Here is a 12,596-nt window from a genome sequence, read left to right on the forward strand (position 1 = left end):
GTGGACTGATCGCTTACTGCCTTAAATTGAAAAAACCATCACTGGAAGTTTTCTATTCAGAAGACGCTGTTCCAATGATGGCTTAAGCAGAATTCGGGTTATTTAAACAGCAAAAGGATAGCGGCATGGGAGCTATCCTTCTAATTAATTGTCGGCTGGTTCAACCCTTGGGTTCAATACCACGTGATTGGAGTTCTTTACGAAGTACGCGCTTGATCCATGTAGCAAGGGAAGCATCACCATCGGTTTTTGCCTGTTCTTCAAGTTGTTGCCTGAATTCTTCCGTCAATCTCATTTGGTATTGGGGAGAACGCTTTTCTTTTTGTGTTGACATGGTAATTACCCAAGGATATTTTAAATTACATGGTAATGACCATTTTAATTTTAGTAACCAAATAAAACAACGCCCCATAGTGCTCGCAACACATACAGGGCGTCTGACCAATAACCGTTGAGAGAGAACGATAATGGCTGATACACAGCATAACCAAACTCACCCTAAATTTACATCTTCAGATAAAACAGACGGACAAAAACAGCCCGATCTGATTCAGACCGTGAAAAGATCTGCTATGTACCATTGGGAAAATCTGTTGCCTGCATGCGGCATCGACATTCCCGCAAAGGGGAAACATGGTGCTTGCCCTGTCTGCGGTGGTACTGACCGTTTTCACTTTATTGACGACCATCATCATGGCAACTGGCATTGTCGCCAATGTGACGCCCCAAACTATGGTGATGGGCTGGATTTAGTGGCAAAAACCAAAGGGATCTCGATTCTTGAAGCAGCAAAAGTTATTGCGGATACGCTGGCATTACCTTTGCCAGAACCCAAGCCAAATAGGGAAAGCATTCAAACAACACAATCGATTGCTGAAAGAGTGACGGCACTGATGGCGCAAACTGTCGCCGGACAATCTCCCTATCTGACCGCAAAAGGGCTGCACTGCCCTGGTCAGCGGCTGCTGTCCGATAATTCGATAGTGTTGACACTGACAACATTGGATAAAAAAGTAACAGGCGCACAGATCATTAAGCCTAATGGCGAGAAAAAATTACTCTCTGGTAGCCAGAAGAAAGGTGCATTTATTGCTGTATCAGATCTGGAAGAGCACTCCGACACAGTAATCATTACTGAAGGTTATGCTACTGCGCTCACAGTTAATCAACTTTATAAAGGTACTGTTCTGGCGGCACTGGATGCAGGTAATTTGCTATCTGTCGCTCAAGCAGTTCGGGAGCACTGGTTGGATACAAAAATTATTTTCGCCGCCGATAATGACTGGCACAGTCCCGACGAACTGGATAAGAACGGTAAGCCCAAAAAGAATGTTGGAAAGATCTCAGCGGAACAAGCTGCCCTTGTGGTTAATGGTTGGATCACATTGCCACCTACAGAGCATAAAGCTGATTGGGACGATTATCGCCAGCAATACGGTGTGGAAATAGCAAAACATGCCTTTTCTCAGGGACTTTATCAACCGATATCAACCAAGAAAAAAGCAACTCCTCAGCCCAATGATGCCAAGCCTTCAAAACTGACATTATGCCAGATGGGAGCCAGTCAGCGCGGGGAAGTGTTACTGGCACGTTATGACGGCAATTTGGCACTGGATGGCGCTTCGGAAAGCGTTCATCACTATGATGGTATTGTCTGGCGTCCGGTCAGTGACCGTGATTTAAAACGGGAAATGGTGGCGGCCTTTATGGAAGAAAAGCTGCCGTACTCACCACATGGTATTAGCTCTGCCGTGGATGCTCTGAAATTACAACTTCCCATGATGCAACCACCAAAGCGCCACTTAATCGGGTTCAATAATGGTGTGTTTGACCTGAAAACCTGCCAGTTCCGGTCGCATCGTAAAAGTGACTGGCTGCTACTTGCTAATGATGTTGAATTCAATTCCCCCACTTCGGGGGAAACCCTGAAAAACCATGCGCCACAGTTCTGGCACTGGCTGAATCGGGCAACAGCCAACTGTGAAAGCAAGTTTAATCGTGTATTGGCGGCACTGTTTATGGTACTGGCGAACCGTTATGACTGGCAGCTTTTTCTGGAGGTCACCGGCGCTGGAGGCAGTGGAAAAAGCATCTTTGCTGAAATCTGCGCTATGCTGGCAGGCAAAGGCAACACCGTTTCCGCCAGTATGGCTGCACTGGAAAACCCACGGGAACGGGCGTTGATTGTCGGGTATTCGTTGATTATCCTGCCAGACCAGACTCGCTATGTAGGTGATGGCTCCGGCATTAAGGCCATTACAGGCGGTGATGAAGTTGCCATTGACCCGAAGCACAAACAACCCTATTCAACCCGTATTCCTGCTGTCGTACTGGCAGTGAACAATAACGCCATGAGTTTCAGTGATCGCAGTGGTGGCGTGTCGCGGCGTCGGGTAATTTTCAACTTTTCCGAAGTTGTGCCAGAAAATGAACGCGATCCACTCCTGCGGGATAAAATTGCGGCGGAATTGCCTGTGATTATCCGACATCTGCTGTATCGGTTCGCTGATCCACAAGCCGCAAGGTGTTTACTGGCAGAGCAACAAAAATCAGAAGAAGCGCTGGAGATCAAACGCGGCACAGATCCATTGGTCGATTTTTGCGGCCATCTGATTGCATCCCATGAAGCTGATGGTCTGTTAATCGGCAATGCGGAAATTATGCCATTCAATCCTCGCAAATACCTTTATCACGCCTACCTTGCTTATATGAAAGGCAATAACCTGAATAAACCTGTTTCCGTAACGCGTTTTGGCATGGATATGCCGGGCGCACTGGCAGAGTATGGACTGCATTACCTGCGCAAGAAAAGCAAATACGGTATTCGCAGCAATATGAACCTCAATGTCGACACAGCTAATGAATGGATGCCAAAACTGACAAGGAATGACCAGCCAGAAGAATAATTTTTTCTTATACAGACATTTTTCAAAGAAATATAAAAAAGTATTCACCATTATTCACTTTGTAATTTAAACCAGATATATCAATCTATTATAGGATTGATAGTTATTTTTAAACTGTTCGCAAGTATTCAACCCTGTTCACCATTTTTTCAAGTTTGAGGTGAAGGGTTAGTTGAAGAGTAATGATGAGTTTGATTTCAGGTTAATACCATTTAAAATTATGAATTTAAACAAAAATATTTAAAAGTGAATAGGTGAACAGTTTTATCACTAATTCTTTAATAGGGTGGGTTAAATAAGAATTTTTTCTGGCAGGTGTTTTTCAGTTCTCCGAGTTATCGGGTTAATGTATTAGCCCGGTAACTCGGAGAAGACAAGCGCAGCGCGTCAGTGACGTTATAGGTCAAAATGGTTATTTCCCGATTAAGTGAAAAACTCTTTTTGACTGACCATTAGTTTTGTGCTATGGCAGTTTCAAATTTATGCAGCTAATAGCATTCTTTATGTACGTATAAAAATCACTTTAATAACATATTTTTAACAAAAATGATAACATTTATTTAAAATTTGTTTAATTAATCTGCTTTTATTATATGGATTGTCTATTTAGTTTTTATTAAGATTTTTTCCGGGCTAAAAAGATTGAACTATATTGTTACTGGGAAAATGGATAACTATAAATCAATAAATTTTATAATATCCCATATTGTTGATCTTTATGGGGACTCACAGGCTGTTATTGACGAAACAGAATCCTTAAGCTATTCGCAGTTATATGCTGCGGCAAGCCAGCTCTGCGTGCATTTGGCGAATACCCAGCAAGGTAAAGGGAAGTGTATTGCTGTCGCAGGTCCTCATAATGTCAGAACTATTGTTGCTTTATTGGCAATCGTACTTTCCGGAAATTACTATGTCTATGTTGATTTAAATCAACCAAAAACTTGGCTTGAACAGCAACTTAGTCGACTAAATTGCCATATAATGCTCTATTCCACAGGTAATTACCCTGCAAATATACCTAACGGTATTACATTGTTTTCTTTAAGAATTAAGAGCGATAGTTGCTTTGTTCCAAGTACTTTCCCCGATATACCAATTCATCATGCGGCTTATGTTAATTTTTCATCCGGTAGTACGGGTGAACCAAAAGCAATTGTTTGTGCTCACGCGGGTATTATCCGTCTTTGTCGCCAACAAAAATTTCTCGACTTTGATTCTCGTCCAATATTTCTATTTCATTCCCCTTTATCTTTCGATGCAGCTACTCTGGAAATCTGGGGAGCATTGCTCAATGGCGGTACTTGTATCGTCCATCAAGAAAAAATACTGACCCCACAGGCTCTACAAAAAGCTATTCATTATTATGGTGTCAATACTTTGTGGCTGACTACAGCCCTTTTTAATGCTCTCGTTGATACTGATATTCAATGTCTACATGGATTACATACTGTACTAACTGGTGGAGATATTTTATCAGTTTCTCATGTACGTAAAGCCTTTAATGCTCACCCAAAAATCAATTTTGTAAATGGCTATGGTCCAACTGAGAACACTACGTTTACTTGTTGCCACATAATTCGGGCTAAGGATTTAACGGGGCATGATATTCCTATCGGACAGGCAATCAACGGTACGCAGGTATTACTTTGCGATTTGCAAGGTGAACATATAACTGCACCTGGTCTCAGTGGTGAAATATACGCTATTGGGGAGGGAGTAGCATTGGGATATTTCGGTGATCCAGAACGTACAGCACAAGCCTTTGTTACTATTACTTGGCAGGGAATATCCCAACGAGCTTATCGTACAGGCGATCTTGCATATTATGACGAAGAGGGAAATCTACATTTTATTGGTCGAGCGGACAGTCAAATAAAAATTAATGGCTACCGTATTAATTTAAATGAAATAGAAAATAGACTGCGCAATATTCCGGGAGTAGAAGATTGTTCATTATTGGTGCAGCAATATCATGGTAGTAAACAGCTGATAGCCGTACTACAAGCAGAAGATGATCGTCCAGCTCGTCAAGCTATGCTGAAATTTCCTTCTTGGGAACGTCCGTCCTCTTGGTTTTGTGTCCGTTTACTACCTTTGACTCAGCATGGAAAAGTGGATCGTCGAGCGCTTTTTTCGCAATGGCAAGCATTACAATCCCAATCATCAACTATGGAAATGAGCCAGCAAGAAGCAGCCTGTGCCATCTGGTGGTCAGAATTGCTGGGCTATCCAGTTACCTCTCCAGCATACAATTTTTTTGAATCAGGCGGTAATTCATTACATGCTTTGCGCTTACTGGCTACTTGTTATCAATACTATTCTGATGTGGCACTTTCCCTTCAGGAACTTTATCAGCATGCGACTCTTGCTGATTTCGCTTCCCTGCTAACCCGCAAGGGAATTGATGTCAATACATTACAGAATCCTATTCCTGAGGGGGTTCTGGTACTATGAATGAAATCTTTGAGAAGTTATCTCAGCGGCAAATTTATTGCTTACCATTTGGTAATCGGCTGGTTATTTATGGTCAGTGGCAACAGTTAGATCAAGAGGAACGTTCCTGGCTACAGCAAGAAAAAGAACAGCTGCTTACCTCTTATAGTGATAGTTCCTGCATTTTGCCACTTCCTTGCTGGCTTAATGCAATGGTACTGAGTGAGATTATTTCCGGAGACTGTTCACAATTCGGATTGTTCTACCTGGCACCAGACTCTGTTCCTCCAGAACCTTCCAAACTAAAAAACTTGATCGAAGGTCTATATAGAACTTTTCCACTTCTCAATAGTGCGGTGGAGTGGGGGGATAGTGGACTCGAATTACGTCTTTTTACCTCACCATATAATGCCGAACCTGAATATCAGGAATCTGTGCAGTATGCAGATGCTCAGGATTTTATTCGCGAACAATTACAGCACTCTCACTCTGTGTTTAAAAGAGGAATGCTGCGGGTCGTATATGCACGTTGTGGTAAGGACATGCGGTGGGGAATATGGCTGCATCACTTGATTGCGGATGCTGACTTTGTTCAGACATTGCTTTCCCGGGTACATGTTTGGTTAAAGACCGCTACATGGCCAAAGCCGGATCTGGATTTTATTCAACAAATTTGGGTCTTAGAACAACAAATCACAGTACACCGAGAACGGCTACAAACTTTCTGGTGTAATCAAAAAGTGCTTTTCAGCATACTGGCCATGCCTCCGACATGGGAATTGTTACCCGATAGCTCATTGATGAGCTTCACATTGCACGATGAACCACAAATGCTTGCCCGTATGATTCTGGCCCTATCACGGACATTGGCTAAGCTGAATATTAATGGTCCTCAGTTAGCAGTAACCCCGGTTACTTTGCGCCGTATAGGGCGAAATACGGGCAGTGGATGTTATGTCAATCTATTACCGATACTGCTGGATGCTCGCTATGAAGTCACGGAGTTTGACCAGCTCCGTTTGTCGTGGCTAGAGCACGCACAGTTGCCTCAGGAGGAAATTACTTCTCTGTGTGAACTCAATTATCGTGATGCTATTGTGATGCTCAATTTCATAGATACATCAATAGTAATGGAAGGGTTTCAGCATCATCCTGAATTTCGTAGTAGAAAACCTATCACCATAACCGTCACTCATGGAGAACCAGGATTCTGGCACGTTAAGCTGACAACCCGCTGGGGAGAAACATTTAGCAACGCTTTACACAGCGCCTTGGTAGAGGAGCTGACTTGATGATACTTTTGCTTCCTGATTTCGTTGGACATCCCAGTTGTTTTCAGACCCTGCTTTCCCATCTACCTGAACAGGTGGAAAGTATTAATTATCACACATTAGCTATGAAAGAAGATCTTTCTGAACTGGCTGCTCTTATCGCTGATGGACTGAAATATAAGCCGACTTGGATCATTGGCTATTCGTTCGGTGGTGCTCTGGGATACGAACTCTGCCAACGCAATTTCCCTACTGCCCGCTTAGTTATGGTGGACAGCCATTTGCCTTCATTTTCGTTACGTGAAATGCCTGTCGACGAACAGTATCAGCGCTGGCTAACAACAGATATACAAGACTGGCTTTCCTTGATGCAGGAGCTTAATGAAATAAAGTTACCTGTTATTCTAAATAACATTAGCCTATTCAGCCAATGGCAACCAAAACCAGCCTTGCAACAAGCATGGTGGATACGTTGCACTCGAAATAATATCAACGTAAACACTGACTGGCATTTGTTGATCCAGCATGTCCATCAATTCGACGCCTCAGTACGTCATCACGAGGTAATGAAAGAGAGTAGCGTGATTTCTTACCTTATCAAACTAATTCAAGAGGTTACCTTTTCATGATATTTCATAAGCAGGCAATTTTACCCGATTTTCAAAAACTGGCGCTGGATTGGATTCTTGCACAATCCGATTTTCCGTCTGCAGGGCTAGAGCCAGAGTTCGATATTGGTGATGATAAACTGCGTTATGCAAAAAAAATCCGCAACATCTCTAATCATGACCCACAATTCTGGCAGGCATGGCGTTATGATTCCGGGCTGACGAAAATTGTAAGTCAGTACCTCGATAACCCTCGTTTGTTACGTCATGCAGCCTTTATTAAACGTCATGCTGATGAATCGTTTATTCCTCTACATCAGGACATTGCATTGTGGGAAAAACCCTTTAATACCGCTTGGACGTTCTGGGTAGCTTTGACTCCGGCATTTAAAGAGAACGGAGGTATGTTTTATCTGCCCGATACTGATGTGGTTTATCCGCACGAGTTCAATCTAAATTATCCCATGTTTAAGTGCATCGACCTCGAAAAAAACCAAATTTCTCAGGAAAAACTAAAGGATGTATCACTTCAAGCAGGAGATATCTCGGTATGGCCTGCAAAAACCCCGCATGGCAGTTACATGAATATCAGCGGTCAATTGCGTATAGGCATGCCAATAGTGTTTGTTGAAGAGAACGAATATCAAAGACTAATGTGAGGCAAATATGAAAGTATGGGTAATTGATAATCTAAAAATTATTTTCCCTGATAGAGAGATTTCAGAAACCAATATTGATGAATCCCTCAAAGAATTATTAAATCATTCAATGAAAATGGTGACTTTTTTGGCACGCTTTGCTCGACAATTTAATCATGCACCAAAAATTATGGATTTTCAGGCTGCTCCTTGTTTTGAAACCTTAGTCAGAAGTATGGAGCACCCTACATGATACGTATTATTGATTGCACTTTGAGAGAAGGCATGCAAACCCGCCAGTGTTGCTTTACTACTGAACAGTCGGTACTACTTTCCCGAGAAATAGCGGCATTAGGGGTAGATACGATTGAATGTGGACATCCTTTTATTTCGTCGAAAGAAGCAGAACGTGTGCAAGCTGTGGTAGCAACCTCACCTGTGCCAGTGTTAGCTCACGCCAGAGCTCGCTTGGAAGATATCGATGCTGTGTTACAAACTGGCGCTCACTGGGTTGGATTGTTCGCCTCTATTAATGAAATTTCAATGGCAACGAAGTTTAAAGGTAAGAGCCGCGAAGAATTGCTAACCATGTTTGGTTCTTCTATCCGATATACCCGTGAACAAGGACTGTTAGTCAGGGCAACCATTGAGGATGCAGGGCGAACTGCAGTCCCTGACTTGGTCAGTATGATTATAGCTGCTCGTGAAGCAGGTGCTAATCGTATTTGTTTCGCTGATAGTGTAGGTATTCTACTACCCGATGAAACTTTTGATGTGTTATCGCTATTACGCTATGAGTTTCCTGACATTGTTCTTGAATATCATGTTCATAACGACAGAGGACTAGCGCTAGCTAACACGTTAAAAGCGATTGAAGCGGGAGTTGAATGGATCTCTACGAGTTGTAATGGTATAGGTGAACGTGCAGGTATCACTGATACTTTCCAATTGATTACGCTGTTTGCTACACGTTTTGAACAAAATCGTTTTGATATTTCCCGAATTTTGGCGCTCTCTGAATTGGTAGAAGCGTATAGCAGAATACCAATGTCTCCAATGCAACCGATTGTAGGTAAAAATGCGTTTGTGCATGTTGCCCGCTTACACCAACTTGCTATGCAAAAAGACAGTGCTGCTTACAGCATTTTTGATCCAAAACTCATCAAGGGATACATCTCTCTGGATCATTTTACTCCCTTACAAGAACAAGAGCTTTTTCTGGTTCCGTTGGAAAAATCTTCAACAGAACTGAAGTATCACCGCCACGGCCCAGGAAAACGCTTTGTGATGTTGGATAAACGATTGGTAGATGGGTCTCCCTACTATTTTATTGCCCGCCAATTTTCGATGATAGGCGCTGATGAGTCTGCAGAGACAGGTCATGTTGATAGCCACACTCATAATTGTGACTCCGTATTCTTGTTCTTAGGAGATGGTCAAGACTATATCGGCCTAGAGGTGGAAGTCGATCTTGGGGGCGATATTCGTCATATACATAGCCCAGCCAGTGTTTTCATCCCTGCGGGTGTGGCTCACTCCTATCGTTTTATTCGCGGTTGTGGCACCTATATTAACTTTGTCCATAAAGGCGATTACCATGAAAGTTTATTGGAGATAACACAGTGAAACAATTTAATAAAAATGCAGAATCTTATGATATCGTAAGGGGCAAAATCACCTACCCCGATGAGTTATATCGTTCACTCTCTGTCCGAGCACCTTCAAATGAAGCTGCATTGGATATTGGCTGCGGCAATGGCGTTTCTACCATTCGTTTGAAAGAGTATTTTGCTTATGTTCAAGGGTGTGATCTTGGTGATGCTCTTATTGAGCGAGCGTGCCATAGCTATCCTGATATAACGTTTAGCGTATCTCCAGCAGAAACTTTCTCCCCGCCACGCAATTATGACCTGATAACCAGTGCAACCTCATTTTACTGGATGGATCGTCAAGTAGTGTTAATGAATTTACAAAAGTGGTTAAAATCCGGAGGGCTTTTTTGCGCCTATAAATATGATTTTCCAATGGTTTATGGGCCATTGCGCGATTATATTGAAAAAGAATTGATCTCGCGCTGGGCAAAGTACCGAGATTCTCGTCTGACACAATATGATGATACGCTCGAACTGATGCGTGATTGTCCGCACCTGTATAACGCACAACGTGAGGTGTTTGCCAATATTATTTTCCTTTCTGCAGAAGAATTAGCATTGTTTTTTTTATCTACTAGCTACGTGACTCGCTATATTGAGCTGGAAGGTGGGGAGGCTTACGCTCATGAATTTATGGAAAATGTCATGACAATTGGTGGTGCCAATTCGATTGCTGTTAACTTTGATATTCATGCTTTTACTGCGGTAAACCGCTAGGAGGACAGATGGAATATCTGCCCATCACGCTGGATACTACACTCCGTAAGAAAGCCCTTAGTTCGCCACAGCAATCTCTGTTGATTGATGCCTTAAAACCCGAATCAGCTATTGAATATCGATGGAAAGAAACCAATATGCTTGTCGATGCTTTGGCTTGGCAGTTTGCGGGTTTACCTGGCAAAGGCATTGGTGTGATACTGGACAACAGCTATAACTGCCTGTGTATGATTTATGGCGTTATCCGTTCAGGAAAAGATTTGGTCCTAATCGATCCTGAATGGGGTATTACAGCAAAACAGGCAATTATTGATGAGATGGTGCTACAGATATTGGTAAGTGCTGTCCCTATTCAGGATGAGTTTGCCACATTGCAATTTATTCCTGACTTTTCATCCGATTCTGTTGAGATGTTTGATGAGCACGCAGCCGCAAATAGCAGAATGATTATTTTTACCTCAGGAACTACAGGTAAACCTAAAGGTATCGTTCTCAGTCAGCGAGCTATGGTGAACGCCTATGCCATTGGTCAGCGCAGCCTAAAGATAGGTGAACATACTCGTGCTGGCTGTTTTTATCGAGTCAGTGGATTAGGAATACTTGGTATCAACTTCCTGTTTCCTCTACTGTATGGTGGCAGTGTAGTATTACTTCCGCAACATTGCTGGTCTGACTGCATAAAATTTTGGCAGTTAGTAGAACAATTCAATATCAGCTTTCTCTATATGGTTCCACCTATTGTCAATTTTATGGTTAAGGAAGGGGTTCCGCTCACGGTTCCTTTTCCATTATCCCGCTTATTGTGTGTGTCTGGTTCAGCCCGCTTGGATGCCGGTTTACAGGAGGAATTTCAGCGCAATTTTGCTCCGTTAGCCAACATTTATGGACTGAGTGAGTGTGGTTTTGCCTTTTTATTTGGTCGTCTAAATAGAAATAAATTTGATAATACGGTAGGTTCTGCTATCGGCCTGACACTACGTTTGACTGATGAACAGGGTCATGAAATTACCCAACCTGGTTCTCGCGGGCGATTATGGGTGAAAACACCAAGTCTGTTTTCAGGATATGTAAATCAGCCCGAGCTAACGGCACAAGTGGTACATGATGGCTGGCTGGATACCCAAGATATTGCCTATTTCGATGATCAAGGTGGATTTTATGTATTGGGTCGTGTGGATGGGACAATAAATAAAGGGGGAAACCTGTTCCACCTTAACGAGTGTGAACAATTGTTGAATACCCGTAGTGATGTGATAGATGTGTGTTGTCTGAAAGTACCCTGTGATATTTATGGTGAAGATTATATTGCAGTTATCCAAGTAGAACTTGGGCAAGAAAGTGTTCTGTTAACTTGGTTACAACAGCATTTAGGCATATCCCGTGCCCCGCGTTCTGTTTTCTGCCTCAATAAAAAGCTTCCACTAAATGGTGCCGGTAAACACGACCGACGCGCTATTACCGAACTTATTACCCAGGGAGTATCATAATGTGCGGCATTTTGGGTGATATTGGACCAAGGTTTGATGGTGCTCGTTTTCGTCAAGCACTTCAGAATCTTCATCATCGGGGTCCTTATGATAACGGGTTTGTTGACTTACCTGCAGGTGCATTAGGAATGACACGCCTGCCAATGTCTAGTGCAGCCTCACTACCGATACCAGTGAAATATGGAGAAACTTATGCCGCATATAATGGTGAAGTTTACTCCCCAAATGTGGGAATTGTGGATGAAGTTCGCTTGCTCTGTGAGGGAATAGAAAAAGGAATACTACCAGATGGAATGTTTGCGATAGCATTATGGCAACCGCATAGTGCTTCATTGACACTACAACGTGATAGTTACGGAATCAAACCCCTCTACTATTTTTATCAAGCAGATCGTGGACGGTTGATATTTTCATCCGAGCTTACGCCGATACTGACTTTGTTAGGTGAGTGTATACCAAATATCGCCGCGATAGCTCAGGTTGTGGCAACAGGGGGTACTTTAGAAGGCGAAAGTTTATTTTCCGGTATACGCCTTGTAGCCCCTGGAGAGCAGTTAAGATTTAGGCTTGGTGAAGGGCAAGCACGGTTGATTCAACGCCAGCATTTTTTTCCTCAAACTGAACCATCATCGCATTCAATTGAAGAAACACTAGGTGAAGCTATCAACCGTTGTAAATCGACATTTCGTCCATCAGCACTGTTACTCAGTGGGGGAATCGACTCAACTCTGCTTAATACCTGGATGAAGCCTGATATAGCTAAATTCACTCTTGCCTTAGAGCCTATTCGGAATCTTTTTTGAACGTAATTGTTTTTCCTGTATTCTGTCCGCCCAAATAAGATAAGTGCCTATATAAGTGACCTGCTGGAATGAGAAAAACCT

General features: G+C 42.7%; 11 protein-coding genes. 10 read left to right on the forward strand and 1 reads right to left on the reverse strand.

Features of this window, described 5'->3' with window-relative positions; genetic code table 11:
• Positions 1–160: 160 nt before the first annotated feature.
• On the reverse strand, positions 161–334 hold the full coding sequence (locus Xedl_RS41255) for a hypothetical protein (RefSeq protein ID WP_167366726.1): 174 nt from the start codon (positions 332–334) through the stop codon (positions 161–163).
• Positions 335–467: 133 nt separating this feature from the next.
• Between Xedl_RS41255 and Xedl_RS41260 the strand changes: the two genes are divergently transcribed.
• From Xedl_RS41260 to Xedl_RS41305, 10 genes are all read left to right on the forward strand, one after another.
• Positions 468–2,906, forward strand: coding sequence for a DUF5906 domain-containing protein (locus Xedl_RS41260; protein WP_083600380.1), 2,439 nt, complete (start codon positions 468–470; stop codon positions 2,904–2,906).
• 666 nt (positions 2,907–3,572) lie between these two features.
• On the forward strand, positions 3,573–5,360 hold the full coding sequence (locus Xedl_RS41265; RefSeq protein ID WP_074024952.1) for a non-ribosomal peptide synthetase: 1,788 nt from the start codon (positions 3,573–3,575) through the stop codon (positions 5,358–5,360).
• On the forward strand, positions 5,357–6,631 hold the full coding sequence (locus tag Xedl_RS41270) for a hypothetical protein (protein ID WP_074024953.1): 1,275 nt from the start codon (positions 5,357–5,359) through the stop codon (positions 6,629–6,631). The genes Xedl_RS41265 and Xedl_RS41270 overlap by 4 nt, the downstream gene beginning before the upstream one ends.
• Positions 6,631–7,239, forward strand: a complete 609-nt coding sequence (locus Xedl_RS41275) for a thioesterase domain-containing protein (RefSeq protein ID WP_074024954.1) — start codon at positions 6,631–6,633, stop codon at positions 7,237–7,239. Before Xedl_RS41270 ends, Xedl_RS41275 begins: the two co-directional genes overlap by 1 nt.
• Complete coding sequence (locus Xedl_RS41280) at positions 7,236–7,877, forward strand: phytanoyl-CoA dioxygenase family protein (RefSeq protein ID WP_208605079.1); 642 nt, start codon at positions 7,236–7,238, stop codon at positions 7,875–7,877. Before Xedl_RS41275 ends, Xedl_RS41280 begins: the two co-directional genes overlap by 4 nt.
• A gap of 7 nt (positions 7,878–7,884) precedes the next feature.
• A complete protein-coding gene (locus tag Xedl_RS41285) occupies positions 7,885–8,109 on the forward strand; it encodes a hypothetical protein (protein ID WP_074019578.1) in 225 nt (74 codons plus the stop codon).
• Positions 8,106–9,482 (forward strand): 2-isopropylmalate synthase, encoded by a 1,377-nt coding sequence (locus Xedl_RS41290; protein WP_074024955.1) that lies wholly within the window; start codon positions 8,106–8,108, stop codon positions 9,480–9,482. Before Xedl_RS41285 ends, Xedl_RS41290 begins: the two co-directional genes overlap by 4 nt.
• Positions 9,479–10,225, forward strand: a complete 747-nt coding sequence (locus Xedl_RS41295; protein ID WP_074019580.1) for a class I SAM-dependent methyltransferase — start codon at positions 9,479–9,481, stop codon at positions 10,223–10,225. Before Xedl_RS41290 ends, Xedl_RS41295 begins: the two co-directional genes overlap by 4 nt.
• A gap of 8 nt (positions 10,226–10,233) precedes the next feature.
• Complete coding sequence (locus Xedl_RS41300; RefSeq protein ID WP_074024956.1) at positions 10,234–11,712, forward strand: ANL family adenylate-forming protein; 1,479 nt, start codon at positions 10,234–10,236, stop codon at positions 11,710–11,712.
• Positions 11,712–12,515: an asparagine synthetase B family protein gene (locus tag Xedl_RS41305; RefSeq protein ID WP_074024957.1), complete on the forward strand. Its 804-nt coding sequence runs from the start codon at positions 11,712–11,714 to the stop codon at positions 12,513–12,515. The genes Xedl_RS41300 and Xedl_RS41305 overlap by 1 nt, the downstream gene beginning before the upstream one ends.
• The last annotated feature ends 81 nt before the right edge of the window (positions 12,516–12,596 follow it).

This window comes from Xenorhabdus eapokensis, from assembly GCF_001908105.1.